Source organism: Lichenifustis flavocetrariae (assembly GCF_026130545.1).
Lineage (GTDB): Bacteria > Pseudomonadota > Alphaproteobacteria > Rhizobiales > Beijerinckiaceae > Lichenihabitans > Lichenihabitans flavocetrariae.
Genome location: NZ_JAMOIM010000049.1, coordinates 1 through 19,607, shown reverse-complemented (window position 1 = coordinate 19,607; position 19,607 = coordinate 1). Strand labels below are relative to the sequence as shown.

The 19,607-nt window shown below is 60.2% G+C and carries 20 protein-coding genes and 1 pseudogene; 5 read left to right on the top strand and 16 right to left on the bottom strand.

Annotation, left to right across the window (positions count from 1 at the left end):
- Positions 1–4: 4 nt before the first annotated feature.
- The 3 genes from M8523_RS31450 to M8523_RS31440 all read right to left on the bottom strand — a co-directional run bounded on the left by M8523_RS31450 (position 5) and on the right by M8523_RS31440 (position 1,704).
- Entirely contained in the window at positions 5–430 is a 426-nt protein-coding gene (locus M8523_RS31450) for a hypothetical protein (protein WP_282588796.1), read from the bottom strand.
- Positions 430–1,005 (bottom strand): recombinase family protein, encoded by a 576-nt coding sequence (locus tag M8523_RS31445; protein ID WP_282588795.1) that lies wholly within the window; start codon positions 1,003–1,005, stop codon positions 430–432. The genes M8523_RS31450 and M8523_RS31445 overlap by 1 nt, the downstream gene beginning before the upstream one ends.
- Before the next feature lie 117 nt (positions 1,006–1,122).
- A complete protein-coding gene (locus M8523_RS31440) occupies positions 1,123–1,704 on the bottom strand; it encodes a recombinase family protein (RefSeq protein ID WP_282588794.1) in 582 nt (193 codons plus the stop codon).
- A 658-nt stretch (positions 1,705–2,362) separates the two neighbouring features.
- Between M8523_RS31440 and M8523_RS31435 the strand changes: the two genes are divergently transcribed.
- Complete coding sequence (locus tag M8523_RS31435; protein ID WP_282588793.1) at positions 2,363–3,862, top strand: trypsin-like serine protease; 1,500 nt, start codon at positions 2,363–2,365, stop codon at positions 3,860–3,862.
- A gap of 233 nt (positions 3,863–4,095) precedes the next feature.
- A complete protein-coding gene (locus M8523_RS31430) occupies positions 4,096–4,755 on the top strand; it encodes a hypothetical protein (RefSeq protein WP_282588792.1) in 660 nt (219 codons plus the stop codon).
- Positions 4,756–4,841: 86 nt separating this feature from the next.
- Here M8523_RS31430 and M8523_RS31425 read toward each other — a convergent pair whose 3' ends face one another.
- The 6 genes from M8523_RS31425 to M8523_RS31400 form a co-directional block, all read right to left on the bottom strand.
- On the bottom strand, positions 4,842–5,780 hold the full coding sequence (locus M8523_RS31425) for a 3'-5' exonuclease (protein WP_428351732.1): 939 nt from the start codon (positions 5,778–5,780) through the stop codon (positions 4,842–4,844).
- 1,560 nt (positions 5,781–7,340) lie between these two features.
- The gene (locus M8523_RS31420) at positions 7,341–7,697 is read right to left on the bottom strand and encodes a hypothetical protein (RefSeq protein ID WP_282588790.1); all 357 of its coding nucleotides are present in this window, start codon (positions 7,695–7,697) and stop codon (positions 7,341–7,343) included.
- Between the two features lie 318 nt (positions 7,698–8,015).
- A complete protein-coding gene (locus M8523_RS31415) occupies positions 8,016–8,396 on the bottom strand; it encodes a hypothetical protein (RefSeq protein WP_282588789.1) in 381 nt (126 codons plus the stop codon).
- Between the two features lie 407 nt (positions 8,397–8,803).
- Positions 8,804–9,064, bottom strand: coding sequence for a hypothetical protein (locus tag M8523_RS31410; RefSeq protein ID WP_282588788.1), 261 nt, complete (start codon positions 9,062–9,064; stop codon positions 8,804–8,806).
- Positions 9,065–9,220: 156 nt separating this feature from the next.
- Positions 9,221–9,688 (bottom strand): hypothetical protein, encoded by a 468-nt coding sequence (locus M8523_RS31405; RefSeq protein ID WP_282588787.1) that lies wholly within the window; start codon positions 9,686–9,688, stop codon positions 9,221–9,223.
- Between the two features lie 483 nt (positions 9,689–10,171).
- Positions 10,172–11,251, bottom strand: a complete 1,080-nt coding sequence (locus M8523_RS31400; protein WP_282588786.1) for an IS630 family transposase — start codon at positions 11,249–11,251, stop codon at positions 10,172–10,174.
- A gap of 113 nt (positions 11,252–11,364) precedes the next feature.
- Between M8523_RS31400 and M8523_RS31395 the strand changes: the two genes are divergently transcribed.
- Positions 11,365–11,562: a hypothetical protein gene (locus tag M8523_RS31395; protein ID WP_282588785.1), complete on the top strand. Its 198-nt coding sequence runs from the start codon at positions 11,365–11,367 to the stop codon at positions 11,560–11,562.
- A gap of 311 nt (positions 11,563–11,873) precedes the next feature.
- Here M8523_RS31395 and M8523_RS31390 read toward each other — a convergent pair whose 3' ends face one another.
- The 7 genes from M8523_RS31390 to parA all read right to left on the bottom strand — a co-directional run bounded on the left by M8523_RS31390 (position 11,874) and on the right by parA (position 18,022).
- A complete protein-coding gene (locus tag M8523_RS31390) occupies positions 11,874–12,014 on the bottom strand; it encodes a hypothetical protein (protein WP_282588784.1) in 141 nt (46 codons plus the stop codon).
- A 919-nt stretch (positions 12,015–12,933) separates the two neighbouring features.
- Positions 12,934–15,207 carry an SF1B family DNA helicase RecD2 gene (recD2, locus tag M8523_RS31385; protein ID WP_282588783.1) on the bottom strand — a complete coding sequence of 758 codons (2,274 nt, stop codon included), beginning with the start codon at positions 15,205–15,207 and terminating at the stop codon, positions 12,934–12,936.
- A gap of 107 nt (positions 15,208–15,314) precedes the next feature.
- Positions 15,315–15,707: a type II toxin-antitoxin system VapC family toxin gene (locus M8523_RS31380; RefSeq protein WP_282588782.1), complete on the bottom strand. Its 393-nt coding sequence runs from the start codon at positions 15,705–15,707 to the stop codon at positions 15,315–15,317.
- On the bottom strand, positions 15,704–15,952 hold the full coding sequence (locus tag M8523_RS31375; protein WP_282588781.1) for a type II toxin-antitoxin system VapB family antitoxin: 249 nt from the start codon (positions 15,950–15,952) through the stop codon (positions 15,704–15,706). The genes M8523_RS31380 and M8523_RS31375 overlap by 4 nt, the downstream gene beginning before the upstream one ends.
- Positions 15,953–16,117: 165 nt before the next feature.
- Positions 16,118–16,741, bottom strand: coding sequence for a helix-turn-helix domain-containing protein (locus M8523_RS31370; RefSeq protein ID WP_282588780.1), 624 nt, complete (start codon positions 16,739–16,741; stop codon positions 16,118–16,120).
- A gap of 385 nt (positions 16,742–17,126) precedes the next feature.
- A complete protein-coding gene (locus M8523_RS31365) occupies positions 17,127–17,255 on the bottom strand; it encodes a plasmid partition protein ParG (protein ID WP_282588808.1) in 129 nt (42 codons plus the stop codon).
- A 128-nt stretch (positions 17,256–17,383) separates the two neighbouring features.
- A complete protein-coding gene (gene parA / locus M8523_RS31360; protein ID WP_282588779.1) occupies positions 17,384–18,022 on the bottom strand; it encodes a ParA family partition ATPase in 639 nt (212 codons plus the stop codon).
- Positions 18,023–18,185: 163 nt separating this feature from the next.
- Here parA and M8523_RS31355 point away from each other — a divergent pair.
- Together M8523_RS31355 and M8523_RS31350 are read left to right on the top strand one after the other, a co-directional pair.
- Positions 18,186–18,344: pseudogene (locus tag M8523_RS31355) on the top strand (glutathione-dependent formaldehyde dehydrogenase); the annotation flags it as partial.
- Between the two features lie 643 nt (positions 18,345–18,987).
- Complete coding sequence (locus M8523_RS31350) at positions 18,988–19,317, top strand: DUF1153 domain-containing protein (protein ID WP_282588778.1); 330 nt, start codon at positions 18,988–18,990, stop codon at positions 19,315–19,317.
- Positions 19,318–19,607 lie beyond the last annotated feature (290 nt).

The window sequence follows — 19,607 nt, the reverse complement described above, 5'->3', positions numbered from 1 at the left end:
GCCTTCATGGGCTGTAGGGACCGAGGAACAGGTCGCCGATCGCTTTGCGCATGCGCAAGGTCAGCCACCGTTGTCGGCGATGCTGCTCTCGATCGTGCAGCATATGGCAGCGCTGGCAGAGCGCTTTCAGATTGCGCGGTCGGTTGTTGCCGGGGTCGTGATCGAGATGGGCCGTCGCCAGCACCACCTTGGTCAGTCGGATCGCCTCGCTTTCAACGGCGATCAGGCGCGGCAGAGCACGGCCTCGCCCGCAGCGCCATGTCTTACGCTCTTCGTCAAACCATCTGCCGTCACCAAGATGCCGGACCTGCCGGCCATGGGGCCGGCCGCATGTTTCGCAGCGGCCTTTGGCCCGCTCGAACCGGATCACCGCCGAGAGCTGGGGCCAGTCGAGCGGGTACAGCCATTTGAACTGTGGCCGGATCGGCATCAGAGGCCTCCTGCCTGACGACGTGCGGCCGGGAAATATTGGTAGAAGGTCGTGCGGGTGACGCCGAGCCGCTTGGCAATGTCGGCCACAGAGATCGTCTGCTCTTTCAGCATCGCCCGCGCGGCGACGAGGTCGGACTCGGTCAGCTTCTTGCGCCGTCCACCTTTGCGTCCGCGCGCGAGGGCCGCTTTCAGACCCTCCATGGTGCGTTCGCGGTTGAGGTCGAGGAAATACTCGGCCATGGCGCCATGCATCTGAAGCGCGAACCGGCCATGCGCGGTGTCGCTATCAAAATGCTCCGTCAGGCTCTGAAAGTGGACGCCGTCGCGCCGCAACGTATCGATGGTGCGCATCATCTCGACAAGCGACCGACCCAGGCGATCGAGTTTCCATACAACCAGGATGTCATCAGGCCTGAGAAACGCGAGGGCGGCATCGAACTCTGGCCGGCTGGTGCGCGCCTTGCCGGATTTCTTCTCCTCGAAAATGCGTTCGCATCCTGCCTTCCGGAGCGCGTCGCGTTGAAGGTCGAGGTTTTGGTCGGCGGTCGAGACGCGGGCATAACCAATGAGCATGTCAGGATTGTAATAAATTACCCTTTATTTTACAATAGATTTGTTGACGCGTTTTCCTGACATCAATAGGCCGAAACGATGTGAACTTCAGCGATAAGTGGCGGGGTTTTTGCAACGCTACGTGGCGGATGCTTGTCGCCCGAGCGTGCGGTAGACGGTGGGCCGCGAAACCGAGAACAGCTCGGCAAGGTCACTGATGGAATAGTCGTCGGTGTCGTGCATTCGGCGCAGTTCTTTTTGCTGTTTGTCGGACAGCTTGGGCTTCTTGCCGCGCAGCTTCCCTTTGGCGCGTGCGATGGCCATGCCTTCACGGGTCCGCAGGCGGATGAGATCGGCTTCGAACTCGGCGAAGGTGGCCAGGATGTTGAAGAACATCTTGCCCATTGGATCGACCGGGTCATAGACGCTCGCCCCGAGGGCCAGCTTGACCCCGCGTGCGATCAGGGAGTCGGCGATGGCCCGGGCATCTGGGACAGACCGGGCCAGCCTGTCGAGCTTTGGCACGACCAGGGTGTCTCCTGCACGAACGGCGGCCAGGGCCTGATCGAGCCCAGGCCGCGAGCGGTTTGTGCCGGTCAGGCCTCGATCCACATAGATCCGGTCTGGTGCGACACCGAGTTCGAGGAGTGCTGCTTGCTGCGCGGCGAGGTCCTGCTTGTCAGTGGAGCAGCGGGCATAGCCGATGAGGGTCGATGTCATGGCCGAATTGTACGATAGAGCTCCCCTCAATGATACTTTTATCGTACCATACTTGTGAGACGACAATTCATGTGGTTCGGCAACGCTTGTGCTTGGTTGGAAAAGCGTCCGCTGAACGTTCCCCTATCGGACGGTCGCGGAGCAGAGCAGGTGAGCACCGGGAGACCGACTTGGCCCCGGAGCAGACGACACCATCCTTTGCAGCCCTGAACGAGGAGAGCCTCCAGCAGGCCATGACCCGCTCTGCCGTCCTCGAACCGCACATCGAGCGTCGCGTTTCTCTGATGCACACGGCCGTTGATGCTTGCATCGCTCTTGAACGCTCAACGATGGATGGCAAGCCTATTTGTCCAGATCGAGCGCATCCTCAGGATCAACGACCTCTCCGTCATTACCGACGATGTCGTCGAGGCAGCCAGAAGCACGCTCGTCGTCGGCGCCACATAGCGCCAAAGAAACCCCGCCACTTATCGTTGAAAGTCACAGTTTTAGCCCATGACGGCCATCCATACTGGCATCCCTGGCGCGCTCGTGGTCGGCCGGCCCTTAGGTGCAATAAATATTTTGCCGAGAAGCGAATAAGCGGCCTGTTCGCATGGTTCTGATCTCGTCAGAATGTCGTTTTATTTCTTAAGCATTGACGATGAGGGATTGTTAAATGATTTGCAAACCCGACCGCCGCAGCAGCCTCATAGGCCTCAGCTCCGGAAGCGCTTTGTCACTCGTTTTGACGATCGCCGGGGCGTCACCCGCCCACGCGATCCTGACCCGCGCCGATTACGCCTCCAATTCCAGTTTCAGTCGATACGTCAATTTGGGAAATGATGCTCGGTTCGCTACCGTAGGTGCTGTTTACACATCCTTTGGTGGCCAATGCAGTGGCAGCCTTATCTCTGCATCGATCGTGATGACGGCCGCGCACTGCTTGACCAGTGAGGGCAATCAGCCACCGGTCTTTGCCATGACGGGGTCAGCAACTGGCAATGCCATTTATGGCAGTTTGACGAGCGGCGTCTCAGTTGCGTTTATCGGTGGTCCAACGCTGAAAGATGCCAAAGGCAATTATGCGCCGCAATATTCTACATATGCCGACTCCGTCGCGATCTTCTCGGGGTACAATGACTTCGCCGACATCGACAGCGGTGCATTGACCAATTCCGGAGACATTGCGCTCATCCACATCACGAGCTCGACGGGCCCTGTCCCCCGAAACTATTTGCCTGTCAATACGAGTCGAAACGAGATCAATTCGTCCGGGCTGACCATTGGGACCCTCGTAGGATACGGAAATACAGGGAACGGAATTGATGGCGAAATCGCCCATACCAATCAAACGAAGCTGGGTGCTCAGACGACCGTGAAGACACCGCTCGATAATGTCGTCGCCGGAACGTTTTTGGACCCGCGCGTCTACCCTGTTGTAGGACTACCGGCCGATTTTCTCCAAGGCGCTCTCGGCAGTGGCGATAGTGGTGGCCCTCTGGTTGCCAATGTAGCTGGAGTGGACACAATCATCGGTGTTGCCAGCGTAACTGGCAACGACCACTACGGCGAACAAAGCGACTGGACCAGAACATCCTCATTTCCGAACTTCATCTCCGATGCCTCGGCAGCGTTGAACAGCTCCGGTCCGGTTTCAGTGAGCGGATCGACAGCCTCAAATCCCCTGCTTACCTTCGACCGCAATGCCGACCCTCAAGTGTCAGATCAACGATTTTTCATCTATGCCCCGGATGGGTTTACCTATTTCAACGTGGACGGCAGCAACACCGAAGACGTCCTCTCGAGCGGGCTGCTGATCGACGCGGTACAATTGTCTTCTTCGATCGGCGAAGACGTGAGCGTCTGGGAATGGGATCCCGTTCTCGGCATCTACGTCGATTCGGGCTCCGACATTGGTTTGGACGGCATCTTCAAGTTCGGCCACGGCGTTGATCGGTTTCGGTTGACGGGACTTCTGGACGAGCCGTCCATCTTCGGCCTAGATTTCGACAAACTAGGTTTTACTGAGGTGACCTGGACAGGTGACATCAGTGCCGTCCCCCTGCCGCCAGCGTTCGCGCTCTTCGGATGCGGTTTGCTCATTCTTGGGACCGCCGCAAACGCGAAGCGATTTGTTCGTCAATGGTCGAGGCAAATGGTCGAGAAGGAAAAGTAGACCTTTCTTCCTCTTGGGCGGGAGCTGTCGACCGGAGTCCGCCTCCTTCGCACGTAGGAGCCGCACGGATGGGTTGATCGGGTGGTGAAACCCAGGAAGTGATGGACTGCACGACCCACTACTGCCACAAGGGCGGAAGCGAAACGGCCGGGCAGCAGGATGCAAAGCTGAGCATCCTGGTAACACCCCCAGCGGCAAGAACCCGAACCATCTTGATCTGAACGAACATCCAATTGCGCCGCGTCATCAAGCCTTTCACCGTCGAGGTTCGGTCAGGTAGCCGAAAATCAGCTACTCCGAAGCCGCTCGCGCCCCAGTGGCCACAAGCCGACGATCAGCCCTCCATTGCTTGGCCGGAAACGCCGATACCAAGGCCGGACGCGCCCGTGCTGGCCGAAGTGACTGGACGTGTCCTACCCGTGCTTAATGAGGCTGCTGATTCAGCGGTGGATGAGTCGAAAGTCCAGGCAAGACCCCGTCAAAAACGGGCGTCAGCGATCGAGGCGAAGGCTGCGGAAGATGCCGAGACACCAGCCCCACCAGTGTCGGCCGAACCTACACTCCTTGCGGACTTCACGAACTGGCCCAGCGAAAGTTTTGCTGACAACTCTGATACGGTGCAGGATCAGGACGAAGCCGTAGAAGCAGGTCAGCCGCAGCTTGGTAACGAGATGCCGGTAGCGGTTCGCGACTTCGATCTCCAGCCTGGACCGGGCGCCGGCCATTTACTCCCGGCAGTTGACACGAAGGTCGTCGCCGCGACCCTCATCCTTCGTCAGGGTCGGGACCGGCTTGCCCGGAACGACTTTGCCCGTGGCGAGCGATGGAAGGCTCGGCTACCGATAGCGGTGCATCGGGCGGACAAGAGGATCAAAAAGTTACAGCAACCCTGAGCTGCCGAAGCCCAACGAATTGGCCACGGCTACTGTCGTCTGCATGACGTGATAAAGGATATTACCATCTATAAACGGACCATCAGTCAGACCGCCTTGTAGCGCTCGCAGGCGGTGATCCGCTGCGCCCGGGGCCGAACCCGCCGCATGTAGATCTCCTGCTCCAGGAAGGCGATCTCGGCCTCATACGCGCCCTCCTCGACCTCGACCCACCACGATCGGGGCCGACCATCGCTTCCCCCATCCCACTTGTAGCCGCGTCGTTTCAGCTGGTCTTTGAGATCGTAAGGCGCGCCCTCGGCCCAGATCCGCACGCGGGTGGCCTCGGTCCGGGTTAGAAGATGGCTGAGCGCCGATCCCTGGTCACTAGGCAGGGCTGCAGCCAGAACTTCGAGCAGGGCGTGGCAATCATCGACCGCACGATGTCCATGGTGGAACCAGCCGCACTGCCCGACCAAATAGCCGAGCTTGCTACCCTCGAACCCGAACGCCGACCAACCCACCTCCTTGACCGAACAGGCCCAGGGCTTTGGCGCGAAGCCGCGTGCCAGCCGTTCGCAGAACGGTCGGTCGAAGCCGGCATTATGCGCGACGACGAGATCAGCCGCCTCGATGAACTGCTCAACGGCGTCAATGTCGATCGCTCGGCCTTCCACCATGGCGTCCGTGATGCAGGTCAGCCGCGTGATCTCCGGGCTGATCGGACGCGACGGCTCTTGCAAGGCACTGAACACGCCCGTGACCTCGATGACGCTGCCCTGCCGGTCATGGACAAACGCCACCATGCCGATCTCGATGATCTCGTCATGCGCGTGGTCGAGACCAGTGGTTTCGGTATCGACAATAACAGTCAGTTTTTCGACCGGTTCGAGGGCGCGCGGTGTCGAGATGGTCCGCGGTCGAAGGCGGCGGAGAACACGAAAATCGTCATGCTCCGATAGCAAGCGGGCCGCGCTTTCCGGCTCGATGATCGGGACAGAGGAACGACGGCGGGACGATCCGGAGCTCCGGCGCAGCGATCCCAAGCCCGCTCCAAGCCGCGAGTGGAGGTGCGCGGGAAGATCCCCGAACAGGTCAAGCTGCGGCGGTGTATCGGCCAACCGGTCCGCTCTCCTTCAGGCTGGACAGAAGCACGAGCGTAATCGTTGCGACATGGCTTGAACAGGTCTTGATCCGGAAGACATCGGTCGGCTGGCGCGCTCCACGATCGCCTGAAGGCGAGCTTGGCGGGAGCGCATGACGGGCGAAGGCGGGATCGCTGAGGTCACGTCGCTTTTTGTCCGACGCAATGACCGTCTGCAAGGCGGCCAATTCTGACCGCACCCGAGGGTGCACAGGTGTGATCGCAACAATCCGAAACAATCCGCAGCATTTCGAGTCAAAGCGCAACGCTTTGCGTGGAACGTGGCCGCCGCTGGGGCTTGACGAAGGCGCTCCGCACTTTAGTGCGTAAAGTGTGACCGGACCAATCTTGTTGCCTTTCTGTTGCCTTTCAGTTGGTCTTTGTGGCCCTGTGTTGCACTTTGTTGTATCACTTGCCTTGCCGACCTATGGCATGCGGTTGTGCCGATAGAGCCTCTGGTCGCTCGTATAGGACATACCATGCCATGCGGCTCGACCCCGGACGACTTCGCCGCGACGTTGAGGCCGTAAGGCCGAGCGCGGCCCTGGTGTCGGCCCGAACGGAAAGCCGCGCACGGGGGCGATGTGCCGAGCGCCAGCACCTTGGCGAAATCGAAGCACGTCGTAGCGAGAAGGCGCAACCTGGGTCGATATCGCAGTCGGGCCTACGGTCCAGGGCATTGTGCGGGGCGACGGTGCGCCCCTGACGGGACGCCACCTCACCGCACTGATTGCCTCTATCCGCGCCAGGACGTCGAGCATGCCGCAGCTTCGGCCCAGCGAGCTGGTCGAAAGGATCTGCGGCATGGATTGCCAACGCCGGCAGCTGTACCTCGGGAGGGACCCTCCAAACCGCCCTCCGATGCCGACCATCCACGTGAAAAGTCCCATGGGGATCGCACAATGGCTTTGTTTCAGCGTACGCCCCAAGATCCACTTCTCGTCGCCTCGGACGGAGCTGCGAGAGATCAAGGAGAAGACCACCGCGCAGCAGCGCTTCCGCAATAGGCCGCAAGGCCAAGCGCAAGACCGGAGAACTGATCAAGGCGCCTGTAAAAGTGAATGCCCGCGTCAAGTGAAAACCCGCCACCTCGCCCAAAATCATGATCTTGGGCTGGCCCAACACCAGCCGTCACCGAACAGAACCCACAGGGGCCACTAAGGGCCACAAGATGCTCATCAAAGGGCCACCAATGAGATCCCCCCACACCACACGCACTGAAGTGCCGAGCGCGTTGGCCAAACCCTAAAGGGCAGAACACCCCTCACCCACAGCCGCCAATTACGCGAAGCATCGTGAAGCAAGACGAAGCGTTGCGCTTTGACTCAAAATGCTGCGGATTGTTTCGGATTGTTGCGATCACACCTGTGCACCCAGGTGCGGGCAGGCAGTCCGGCAGACCGACAAGCTTCAAAGGGACCGTTCACACCATAAAAGAAACCGTCTCCAGAGCGGCTCACGTTTAGGGTAGCTGGATTGCGGCCGCGTTCGCAATTGCATTCGTATCCGGGTCTTTCCCGCAGTTCAGCAGGCAGTAGAAGCTGTCCACCACCGGTGGTTCTTCCTTCTGAGCCCTTGTTTCAAGGTAGTAAATCGACTTGTCGTTGCGCCACGTATAATTACAGATCCAGTGACGCTTGTGAACGCATCTTTCCAGCTCAGGGAAGCACTTGTTGTTGCCGGCTTCGCACTCATCTGCTCCCGGCATTGCGTACGGCTTGAAGCCGCGCTCGATCAGAACTTCGCGAGCCTGAGCATAAGGCAGCTTCTCGACAAGGAGAGATTCGGCCGCGAAGGCCGACGTGGCTCCGATCATCATGAGGGCCAACGCTATAAGGGGCGGATCACGTTGTGAACGTTGGAACATATCGCAGAACCCCATCCATGCCGAATTCAGTAGGGCCACCCTAGACATCGACCATTGAGACTTCCTACCTGGCGGCAGCGGTCATCTCGCCCTTTTCGAAATGCACGGCCAGTTTCATATGGCTTCCAACTGAGATGTCCGCACGGACATGCTCCAGCGGACATGGCAGGAAGACAGAAGAGTACGCCCGTAAGGCTTGGATTGCGCTACGGGTACGTGCGGACAACACCGTGCCGCCCCTCTCTCTCCAAATAGAACCTTCAGGTTCAATCACCTTGGACGATCACCTTCGACGATCGCATCGGTCCGGCACATGAACGCGCCTTCACTTGGGGCGGGCGCCGAGCGATAGATGTTGGACAACGTGCCGACTTGGACAATGATGTCTTCTGGGCAGTGAAGGTGCGCTTCCCGCTTCGTCAAAAACCGGACGCTGCCGCGTATAAAGATATCTTCAAGCGGCGATCTCGGAAACTCCGAAGCAAATCCGATCGGGGCTGTCGTGGCGAAAGGCTCTTGATTTGTGTTCGATGGCTGAGCCAGATCCGCAGCAAGCGCGGGCCACTCCCAGCAAAATAGCGCCAACACGATGAAGATTGACGGGCGCAACGACACTCCAAATGTTGTGAGCATCCCTCCACCAGATTTCATGCTCGACCTTTTCGACACATTCGGACATGGAAACTACTCCATACTCTGACATGGACGCCGGTCCTGGCATAGGCTGATGTCCTATGCTTTGCTTTGTCCCACCCGTTCCCACCAATCCAAGGCAACCTGCGCCACCGCAGCCGCACCGTGGCTCGGCAATCGGGATCGTGCTGACCGCCATCATGACCCTGATCGGCATCTTGCTCCCTCTGATGCGGCCCGTGAGCTTTAAGTTCGCAGTGTCCCAGCCATGCTCTCCTAATCTTCAGGTGCCGGGTGAATCGCCCCGGTACAAAATTAATCCGAAACGACATCGTGCCGAAGGCGATCGACCATCATTGAAGCCCTCCGCCGAAGCAATCCCGTTTGCTTACAGCCGGCGAACAATCGTGGCGCCCGTAGAACCTTTACTTCTGCAGGAGGTCGCGCGCGCCCGGATAGGCATCCGCGCCGAACGTCTCCCAGGCTCGGGTGCAGGCTGTCTCCCGATCCGACTGAAACGAGGCGGCATTCGCCTCGATCTGCTGTTGGAGAGCTGCCGACCGCGGCCGGGCGTGAATGGCGTCCAGGGTCAGGTTGGCTGAGTCGAGCAGGACGCTCAGCTCCTTTCCGTTGACCGTGAACCCGCAATTCGCGGCGGCGGTCTCAAGTTTGCTAACGGTCAGCACGGTGATTTCCTGCCAGGCCGTGTACGCAGCGGCGGCCGAGGCAGCTGGAGCGCTTGTGAGGCATCCAACCATTGAAACGGCGCCTAAAGAGATGACGGCGCGACGGTAGATCACAATGGTCCTACCTTCTCCAACCGCCACGTCTCACCATCCTCGCTATTGACACGAAACCGCGGGCTTCGAAGGGATCGTGCCGGTGATATCCACTTGAGCATCACGCTTGAGGATTCCTGCAAATTGACGACCCGAGTTGCCCCAGAGCGCCTCTGCCGTCTCGCAGGCTTCCTTCTGCTTTCCGTTGAACATGGTGGTCCAAGCCTGAACGAACTGGTTCGTGGCGCGGTGCTGCTCGATGCGGTAAAGTGTGGTATAGAGATGCGCTGTGTAGGACTCATTGCCGTCATCGAGGCTAAGGTCAAAAAGCTTTTGATTCAGTTCCCGGCTGTCGAGCCTCAGATTACAGGCTGAGGCTAGAATGGGGAGTACTTGGACCCAGCCGGCCGATAACGTTCCGTTGCGGTCGAGGGCCGACCAGAACTCAGGCCGACTTGCCGGGCTTGCCTGCACCTGCGCTGCAATAAGGCAGATGGACAGCATTGATGCTACGATCAGTCTTATTTTCATTGACCAACTCCCTGATTGAGTTGGTGCCCCCACACCGTGATTGATAGCTAAAGCACGTTGACGCCGTTGCAAGGGCGCCTTGAACTATTTGGGTTCGCGACAAAACTGCTCCAGATCAGGTGTTCGCGCGCATCCAAGTGGAGCCGTCTTCAGGTCAGGTTATCTCTTTGCTGAGTGGCTGAACGTCGCCAGGTGCCTGTCGTTGTTCTCGCCGAAAACTTGGTCGCCTTCCGTGGCAAACGCCTGAAAAGTCAGGAGCTGCTCTTCTGGCGCGGCCAAATCGAGAAAGGAACGCCCAAGAAGGGTAAGAACCTCTCTGCATGAGACGTGCTGGCCGAGCATGGCGGGTGACCGCAGGTCCGCGTAACCTTGATGGTGAACCACGTCTTAATTTCGCCCATGCAATCTGCCGCCAATCGGCCAAGCTGAAGCGGTTTCAAGCGGTCCTTTTCAGTCGGATCTATTGAGACCCTGACTGGCGCCCTAGTGTTCTGACTCCAACGCTTGTTTCCCTCGTTTGACTTTGTCGAGAATGTCGACGGGTTTTGCAGTCCAGACGAAGGGTTTTGGATGCTCGTTGTGGTTGGCGAGGTAGCGGTAGATAGCGACCTCCAGATCGAGCAGGCTTCTGAAGACGCCACGGCGGATGCGCTTGCGGGTGATCTCGGCGAAGAAGCGCTCGATGAGGTTCAGCCATGAGCTGGATGTCGGCGTGAAGTGCAGGTGGAAACGGGGGTGGCGCTCCAGCCAGGCCATAACCTCCGGATGTTTATGCGTGGCGTAATTGTCGACGATGAGATGCAGGTCGAGAGCAGCCTCGGTCTGCTCATCGATGGTTTCGAGGAAGCGCAAGAACTCCTGGTGGCGATGCCGCGGTAGGCAACGACCGATCACGGTGCCGTTCAGGACATTCAAAGCGGCAAACAAGGTGGTCGTGCCGTGCCGCTTATAGTCGTGCGTCATGGTCCCGGCACGGCCCTTCTTCAGGGGGAGGCCTGGCTGGGTGCGGTCGAGCGCCTGGATCTGGCTTTTCTCGTCGACCGACAGCACCAAGGCGCGATCCGGCGGTGCCAGGTAGAGACCGACGACATCGATCAGCTTCGCCTCGAAGTTCGGATCTCTGCTGAGCTTGAAGGTGCGCACGAGATGCGGCTTCAAGCCGTGGTCGCGCCAGATCTTCTGCACCGAACTCGGCGCGATCCCGACTGCCTTGGCCATCAGACGCACGCTCCAATGCGTCGCCTCAGGAGGACGCTCGGTCGTGGTCTTGCTCACCACCTTGCGGATGATGGCCGGCGCCAAGGGCTGCCGCCCGGGCGGCCGGGTCTTGTCGCGCAGCAGACCGTCGACGCCGGCCTCAGTATAGCGCGCCTGCCAGCGCCAGACCGTCGGCTTCGATTGGCCGGTCCGGCGCATGATCTCCATCGTGCCCAGGCCATCGCCCGTCAGCAAGACAATGTGAGCCCGAAAGGCGTGCTTCTGTGGCGTGTTCCGGTCCGCCACCAACCCACTCAGCCGCTCCCGATCCTCCGGCGAGACTGAGACCTCAACACCGCATCGCATAGAACCAGAATGCCACGCATCCAGGACCTTGGGAATCCTCCGTCTCGATCAGAACACTAGCTCCACTTCAAAGCTAGGGCGCCTTTCTCGCGGATATCCACGGCCCGACCGCATTGCGGTGGCATGCCGCCGCCAGATCCCGCCAATGCCGCCTTCGCAACCGCCTCATCAAGGCGCGCCAGGCAGCCGGCCTCGCCATTTGGCTCGGCTTGGACCCGAAGGTCTACATGACCCACGAGCAGGGGCGATCCACCTTGGAGCCGGCCGAGCTGCGCAGCTATGCCGAGGCGTTCGGCGTTTCGCACGGTTGACTCTCCACCGGGATCGGCGAAGCTCTGAGGAAGCTGGACTGAAGCAGAGACGTTCACCGGATCGCAACGATGCGGAGGCGATGGTGGTTGTCGGCGCGTACCGCCGGAGGGGCGGATGGCGGCGCGCTGCCTACTGCCGTGTGTCACTCTCTCAGGGCAAGGTTGACTTCGCCGAAGCTGACGAGCACCACGCCCTCCGTGAATTCGGCATTGTCCGGATCGCCGCGTGAGGATGCAAGGCAGCCGCCGTTGCCGTCCGCCCTCGCGACCACCTGGGCCCGGCGGGTGAAAGTTTGCCGTTTGGTGCCTCGTTAGCCTCGCCCGGCACCACCATGCCGTCCTTGTCCTCGCATGAAGGGCACCACGTCGTCATAGGTGACGTTCGCCACCTCGGTGTTCCGCACCCCGGCGAGGTAGGCCAGCGCCTCGGCCAAGACTTGCTGGGCCGTCACGCCGCCTCCGTCAGGGTCGGATCGAGGCGCACGACATCGATCGTCGAGGTGGGCGCGATGTTGAAACGCGGCCTCAGGTTCAGCGGGGCGCCGATGACCGACAGAAACTCACGGACTTCGGCCCAGGTATATCGTTGTCTGAACCATCCGTGAACGTCAGTGCCTACAATGGAGGCGGCTACTCGACAGTGGCTTTCGCATGTTTGCGAACCCGATGCCGATGCTTGCTCGTCGGGGCCGCAGGGGGCGCTGCAGCCGTCGCTTGCTCCTCAGGCGTCCCTAGAAGGGGCGGTGGCGGGGCCGGGACCGGACCAGGACAGGCGAGAGGAAACAACCGGCAGGTCATACTGGAAGTCGACGCCGCGTCTTGGGCCAAAACCGGGCCCAGCGATCCCAAGACGGCCCAGCCAAACAGGATGGCGGTGCGCACCACGCGTGAATTCAATAGCTGTCTCCTCAGCCGAAAGTCTCCACTGATCAATACCAGTGATGGAGTCCTTCTTCGAGTCCAGACCTCCTGGCTGGTCCATCAACTGCGCATGTGACGCCCTTGTCCACGGTGGACCCTGCCGATTTATCATAAGCCGTGAATCGTCGTGGCGGCGCCAGTCCTCATCTCAGTCGGGTGAGCAGCGCCGCCACGATCGTACAGATCCCAATGCACGTGCCTGAGAAGAAGGGACCACAAGCGATCAGCCAGGTGAGAGTGTCGTGCTGATTCATGGGGGCTCCAGGCAACAAAAAACCCGCCGTGTGAGGGCGGGTGGAACGTCAGCGCAGTGCCGACTGAAAGAACCTCGCGGTCCTTTGATGTTCTGTTTTTGTACCATCTAGCCGCCCAAAGTCAAGATTGACTCTCCCAGGCGTCGTGCGGCAGCTCGGCATCGCCCTGCTGCGGGCCTCACGCCGCGTGTCCACGTTACACGCTCGGTGTCCCGGCCTCTTCAGGACTTGCCCGCTTCGATGGAAAAGACGGCGATAGATCCAGTCTCGGTCGCGACCGACTGTTCAACCATTCACGAAGCTTGGACCACCTTCGTCGGGTTCCCCCGTTCTTGACCGCAATGGCGATCGCCCGACGCTGCCCAACCAACACGACGAGCTTCTTGCCACGGGTTACGCCGGTGTAGAGCAGGTTGCGGGCCAGCATCGTGTAATGCTGGGTCATCACCGGTATGACCACGGCCGGATATTCCGAACCCTGGCTCTTGTGGATTGTCGTCGCATAGGCGAGCACCAGTTCGTCCAGCTCGCCAAATGGATAGGCCACGTCGCGGCCGTCGAACGTCACGACGAGATCCCCCGCCTCGGCGTCGATCCGCGCCACGATGCCGAGGTCTCCGTTGTAGACCTCACGGTCGTAATTGTTCTCGACCTGCATGACCTTGTCGCCAGGGCCGTAGATCCAGCCGAACCGCTCCACACGAGCTTCCCCAGGCGGGTTCAGGGCCTTCTGCAGCTCGATGTTGAGCGAGCGTGCGCCGACCCCGCCGCGGTTCATGGGACACAGCACCTGGACATCACGGATCGGGTCGAGCCCGAATGCCTTGGGGATGCGGTCCCGCACGACAGCGAGCACCTTGGCCAAGGCCTGCGCCGGATCGGCCGCATCCACAATGTGGAAGTCGGATTGTGCGCCAGCCTGTGCGGCTTCGGGCATCTGGCCCTGGTTGATCCGATGGGCGTTGACGATCACCCGGCTGGTTGCGGCCTGCCGGAACACCTCCGTGAGCCGCACCACAGGTACGGCGCCCGAGTCGATCACGTCGCCGAGAACCTGGCCGGGACCGACCGAGGGAAGCTGGTCGACATCGCCCACCAGGAGCAAGCCAGCACTGTCCGGCAGGGCGCGCAGCAGGGCCCGCATGAGTGGCACGTCCACCATGCTCACCTCATCCACGACCAGCAGCTCGCAGTCGAGCGGGTTGTCCTCCGTTCGCCTGAAGCCACCATTCTTTGGATCGGTCTCAAGCAGGCGGTGGATGGTCCTGGCTTCGACGCCGGTGGTTTCGGTCAGACGTTTGGCGGCGCGGCCCGTAGGCGCACAGAGCGCGACCTTGACGCTCTTGGCCACAAGCGCCTTCAGGATCGAGTTGACCAGGGTGGTCTTGCCGACGCCAGGACCGCCGGTGATCACCAGAACCTTGCTCGATAGGGCGAGGCGGAGCGCCTGACGCTGGCTTTCGGCCAACGTGATGCCGGCCCGCGTCTCGAGCCAGGGGATCGCCTTGTCGACGTCGATCTCGGCCCAGGGTGGCGGACGATCCGCCAGCGTGTGCAGCCGTTCGGCAATGGCCTGCTCGGCGCGGTAGAGGCCCGACAGAAAGATGCAAGGCCGATCGCCAACCGTATCGGCTACGACCGTGCCTTCCTGCAACTCCAGTGTAAGCGCCGTCTCGATCGGCGCGGCCGGCACCTCGATCAGATCGGCGGTCAGCGTCTTGAGCTCATCGGCCGGCAATCCGCAATGACCTTCGTCCATGGCCTCAGCAAGGGCGTAGGACACGCCGGCCCGCACCCGGATCATGGCGTCCTGAGCGATGCCGACCTTCATGGCGATCTGATCGGCAGTCTTGAAGCCGATGCCCCGGATATCGCGAGCCAGGCGGTACGGGTTCTCACTGATCACCGCGACCGCGTCCGCCCCGTAGGTTTTGAAGATCCGCACGGCCCGCGAGGTGCCAACGCCCTGCGCGTGCAGGAACAGTATGATCTCGCGCACGACCTTCTGCTCGGCCCAACCCGCAACGATGCGCTCGGCGCGCTTCGGACCGATCCCCTCGATCTCCCGCAGGCGGCCGGGCTCCTGTTCGATGATGTCGAACACGGCTTCGGCGAAGGCTCCCGTCAGCCGCTTGGCATAGGCCGGCCCGATGCCACGGATCATGCCGGAGCCGAGATACTTCTCGATGCCCGCGAGTGTCGTGGGCGGACTGACCTTCAGGAACGAGGCACGGAATTGCAGCCCGTGCTCGCGATCGTTGGTCCAGGCTCCAACGGCTTGCACAAATTCGCCCGCGGAGATCAGCGCCGCATGTCCGATCACCGTCACCAGATCGCGCTGGCCCCGCGCTTTCAGCCGCAGAACGCAGAACCCGTTGTCCGGGTTGTGGAAAGTCACGCGCTCGACCAGTCCGGCCAGGTTTTCCTGGTGGCTTGCCTCATGGGAAGCCAAGGCACGAGGATTGTTCATGGGGCAAGCGTGGCATGGTGTGCACCGACACGCCACTCACTCAGGACCTGATCTCGTTCAAGACCTCGGTGGTTTGATGTCCGACGCAGCGCCGAAGCCGTCATGGATCAGAGGCCGCCCGAGGTGATGTCGGTTTGGCTGAAGTCGTTGCCCTTGAACAGGAGCGGCTCGCCCGTGGCCTTCGCCAGCGCATAGGAAAAGCAATCGCCGAAGTTCAACCCTGCCTTGTGGCGGCCCTTTCCGAAATCCAGAAAAGCCTGCCGCGCCAGCTCGCCATGATTGAGCGTCACAGGCTCGATGATGATGCCAGCGCGACGCAGGAACGCCTCTGCCTGTCGCATTCCGTCCGGGCCGAGCTGGTGTTCGATCACCATGGAGAGCTCGACATAGGTCGCGACACTGATGCGGCACACATCGGCCTCATGGATGCGCTGCGCAAAGGCTGTCGCCTCCGGCTCTCGGTAGAGGATTGCGACCAGCGCCGAGGTGTCGAGGATCATTTCGGGAGGCCATTGCCGTCGAAGAGCATGTCGGCATGATCCGCGTAGGGCCGCTTCACATGGGCGGCGGCCCGATCCGCGATGGCGAGGAGTTCGTCCAAGCTGGCTCGGCCCTTCAGCTGTTCGATTTTAGCGTAGCGTTCACGGAGAGCTTCCGTGACGACGCGGGTCATGCTCTCGCCCGTGACGCGGGAGATGGCCTGTGCCAACCGATGGGCTTCGGGATCTTTGATGTTCAGGCTCATCGCCGTGCTCTTTCTACCGAAGTTAGATCATATCTACCATTCTACCTCATCACTGGTGCCGGGATGACGCCTGTTTGTGAGCCAGTCTCGAATCTCACCGGCATAGCTCCGCCCTTGATGCAGTCGCCTTCCGGCGACTTCTGCAGCCTGATTGCAGTGAGCGTGTCAGGGTGAGAGGGGCTGGCGTCGTTGCATGGCTTCTTTGAACCGATTGAGTGCTTCGTCGAGGGGTGTTTTGGCTTGCACCAAGTCGCGCCGACTAGGCGCGTCCGTTAGAGAAACCTCTTGTTTTGGGGTTCCTGACGGCAAATCGGTTTTACAACAAATCCGAGAGCGAAGGGGCCTGTTCTGCCCTGCGGCGGGCGCGGTCGAGGCGCCCGGGTCGGCGAAGCTGTAGGCGTTCGACGTCCGGATGACACGCTTTCGCCAGCCGATGACGGGATCGTAGACCTTGATGCGGGCCAGACGGTTCACCCAGGTGAGGAGCCCTGCCCGCTCCAGCATGTGGATGGCTTCCCCCACGGTCGAGGGAGCGCAGCCGGCCGCCTCTGCGATCCTGGCATAGCCCGGAAAGCAAAGGCCGCTCCGGGCGTTGTGGAAGCCCCACAGCAGGCGCTCCAGCACCGCATAGGCTTTGGCCGTGATGGCTCCGTAGGCTCTGCCCTTTTCGCTCCGGCGCATCAGCGCGCGGGCCAGCACCATCAGGCGTGCCTTTGCGTTCCTGTCCATCGGCACAGGTCGCCCGTCGCCGAAGAGCTTCTCGCGCCCCCGGCCTGGTCTTTTCAGCATGTCCCCTGCCCTCATCAGGGCTGCGGAGCGACAAAACGATCTCGTTCGAAAAAGCGAGCGCTTTTCCGTTGACTCCCTCGCGGGAGCTATGAGACGTTCAGGCTGTCCAGAGACCCAAGCGGCTCATCGATTTAAGACCCCTGCCTCGCCAAAGGTGGGGGTCTTCTCGTTTCAGCGTCCTATTGCAGCGTCGGCCTTCTCCTTTTCAGCGCGCGACTCGACCAGCGAAGCAGCGTCGCCGAAGTGACCATGAGGACGGTGGCTGTCCAGATTGTCAAACCACTGTAGCTCATAGGGTCATGTTTCACGACAATGCGCTTTTGTAATTTTACGAAAATACGCCGATACGACTAAACGGTTTTACGGTTTTACGGTTTTATCTCACCTATGCCATGGGAAACTCGCGATCTAGCATGTCTCGGATCACATCAGCCATTTTGAGTCCTCGCATGGCACAGGCCGTCTTGACGCGCTTGTGAAGGCTATCAGGCACATCGATGGTGAACCGCTTCATAGGTTCGGCTTGGGACTCTGGCATAGGCGGGGGAGGGGAAGCCGTTTCGGCTGTCTCGCGACGTTCTGCCACCCAACTATCCGCGGGATCCACGGCCGGCGCCGGCATCTTGAAGGAAACGGTCTTTTTCATCGCTCCTGCCCCACTTTCAGGATTTCATCAACAAGGCGGTCGATCTCGCGCGCCGCTTCGCTGTCCGGCGCTGTCTCCGCAACCGACAATCCCGAACCGGCACTCTCGGCATAGATGACCCGTTGCACGAGGGCAGTTGAAAGAACCGGAACGTCATGGAACTGAGACAGCGCACCCGCCACATCCCGGCCAATTGCTGTATTTGCGATTTTGCGATTAATCGTAAACACGGCTTTTAGGGACGCCTTGAATTGTTGCGCTTCTCGAACGAGTTGCACAGTCTCCGCAGCGGCCCATACGTCATAGGGCGATGGCTGAACCGGGATGACCACCAAATCGCTAGCGATGATTGCCGCCCGGCCAAGGTCATTCACGCGTGGAGCACCGTCGATGATCGCGTGATCATAGTCCTTAACGATCTCGGGCAGATCCTTGTGCAAGGTGGGCTTTGCCATCCCGACCACTGGGAACAGCGGTTCCAACTCACGCATGGCAGACCAAGCCATTGCCGAGGCCTGCGGGTCCGCATCAATCAGGATCACGCGCTTACCCCGCCGCGCAAGGGTTGCCGCGATGTTGATGGAGATCGTCGACTTTCCGACGCCTCCCTTTTGACTCAGCACGCCAATAATCATGAGTCGCCTTTGCGATTCGCCGCTTTTACGATTTGCCGTGTAGTCGGAAATGATGAACGTCGTGGAAACGATTAATACATCCGGGTTGGCTCCTCCTCGCTCGTGACAGCGGGCCTCGTGCCCTTTCGTCTGTCGGTTAGGCGTTGTGGACGAGGCGGTCGAGCAGGCCGAGTACCTCCGCGTGCGCTTCGCCGACGCCACGCACATCAAAGTGCCGAACGGCATTCCCGACGAGAGGCTCCTCTTCCTCAGCGACATCTTCCCCACCGGCTGGCAGGCGGCGGTTCAATGCGACATCCAGCCCGACGACACGGTCGCGATCTAGGGCTGTGGTCATCCGCGAACGCCAACAGACCGGCGTCGAGGCCGCGAAGGGCAGGGGCGTCTATACCGGCCGGAAGGCGACGGCGTCGGTGGACAAGGTGCGCCAGCTCCACGCATCCGGCATGGGACCATCGACGATTGCGAAGGAAACCGATGTCAAGCCGGATGCATGTCTACCGAATTACAGAGGACATGACTGAAAGGCAAAAACTTAAATTGCTTTCGAGTGATGTTAGGACGCCTATTTTCGATAATATTATTGAGATAAGTCTGTTTCATAAGATGAATACATATTTCGTCTATCCCTATAGAAATTTTTTTAATATCAATTTAAATATCTATCATTGACATATGAGATGTGCATATTGGGCGCGTTTCGCGCGTGCTGGGGGGCACATTCGGTCAACGAATTGAGTTGCGTTTGTATAGTACTTGAGCGCCTTAGTTTGTAGCTAAGGCTTCGTTTTCTTATCTTCTATCATAAACTAGCCCCCTTCAGCACTTTAAAGAAGGAATGTTGCATGACGATAAGTCAGGAGCGGCAAGCGGCTATTCTCGACCGATCTGCCCGTGCCGTTGCCGATGCTGTCTCAAAGCGTCACAAGACTCGGAAGCGAGTTGCGGGCGGCCCCAGTGACTCTATGACGGGGATGCAAGACGAACTGGCCTTGGAGATCGTCAGTGTCGCTACGGCGGAACTGTTCGATCTGCTGAACTCACTCGAAGCCGAACTGGAGAAGCTGAGGGCCGCGCAGATTACCTGGCTCAAGCCAATCAGGCGTTGGACGGATCGACGGAAAGCCGAAGTGCTCGGCGCGATTGCGGCCGGTCGCGTCACAGAAGCCGAGGCCATCGCCACGTACGGTCTTTATGTCGCCGAACTCAACCGTTGGCGAGAGCGTCTGGGCCAGGATGGTGGCTATGTCGGGCGGTGCTACGGCCGCGACGGATCGGACAGAATGTATCGCTGAGGTCAGCAGACAACGGCGGCCTGCACATGCCTTCGTTCACGATGCCTGAGTTCGGCTCAGTGAGGCCAAGCGTGGCAACGGGCGACGTCGCGCACAGGGGGTGATCGTTGAGACCGAAGCAAATCTTGAGCGCGCGTCTCCCGGATCGGTCGACCCTCGCTGTCGCACTGGTCATCGGCGGATTGGCGGCCGGGGTCATTTGGGCTGTCACCCCAGGGGTTACGCATGAAAGACGCCTGTGAGGATTTGCTCCATGTATTGGTTGTTCCACGCTGCCATTTTCCGTCTTC

What these genes read in the sequence shown, in the direction of transcription:
- M8523_RS31375 (WP_282588781.1), bottom strand. Translation starts at nt 15,952, where the DNA reads ATGAGCCTGAACATCAAAGATCCCGAAGCCCATCGGTTGGCACAGGCC.
- parA (WP_282588779.1), bottom strand. Translation starts at nt 18,022, where the DNA reads ATGATTATTGGCGTGCTGAGTCAAAAGGGAGGCGTCGGAAAGTCGACG.
- M8523_RS31445 (WP_282588795.1), bottom strand. Translation starts at nt 1,005, where the DNA reads ATGCTCATTGGTTATGCCCGCGTCTCGACCGCCGACCAAAACCTCGAC.
- M8523_RS31435 (WP_282588793.1), top strand. Translation starts at nt 2,363, where the DNA reads ATGATTTGCAAACCCGACCGCCGCAGCAGCCTCATAGGCCTCAGCTCC.
- M8523_RS31450 (WP_282588796.1), bottom strand. Translation starts at nt 430, where the DNA reads ATGCCGATCCGGCCACAGTTCAAATGGCTGTACCCGCTCGACTGGCCC.
- recD2 (WP_282588783.1), bottom strand. Translation starts at nt 15,207, where the DNA reads ATGAACAATCCTCGTGCCTTGGCTTCCCATGAGGCAAGCCACCAGGAA.
- M8523_RS31380 (WP_282588782.1), bottom strand. Translation starts at nt 15,707, where the DNA reads ATGATCCTCGACACCTCGGCGCTGGTCGCAATCCTCTACCGAGAGCCG.
- M8523_RS31365 (WP_282588808.1), bottom strand. Translation starts at nt 17,255, where the DNA reads ATGAAGCGGTTCACCATCGATGTGCCTGATAGCCTTCACAAGCGCGTC.
- M8523_RS31400 (WP_282588786.1), bottom strand. Translation starts at nt 11,251, where the DNA reads ATGCGATGCGGTGTTGAGGTCTCAGTCTCGCCGGAGGATCGGGAGCGG.
- M8523_RS31420 (WP_282588790.1), bottom strand. Translation starts at nt 7,697, where the DNA reads ATGATGATCGGAGCCACGTCGGCCTTCGCGGCCGAATCTCTCCTTGTC.
- M8523_RS31405 (WP_282588787.1), bottom strand. Translation starts at nt 9,688, where the DNA reads ATGAAAATAAGACTGATCGTAGCATCAATGCTGTCCATCTGCCTTATT.
- M8523_RS31370 (WP_282588780.1), bottom strand. Translation starts at nt 16,741, where the DNA reads ATGCTGAAAAGACCAGGCCGGGGGCGCGAGAAGCTCTTCGGCGACGGG.
- M8523_RS31440 (WP_282588794.1), bottom strand. Translation starts at nt 1,704, where the DNA reads ATGACATCGACCCTCATCGGCTATGCCCGCTGCTCCACTGACAAGCAG.
- M8523_RS31350 (WP_282588778.1), top strand. Translation starts at nt 18,988, where the DNA reads ATGACGGGGATGCAAGACGAACTGGCCTTGGAGATCGTCAGTGTCGCT.
- M8523_RS31415 (WP_282588789.1), bottom strand. Translation starts at nt 8,396, where the DNA reads ATGAAATCTGGTGGAGGGATGCTCACAACATTTGGAGTGTCGTTGCGC.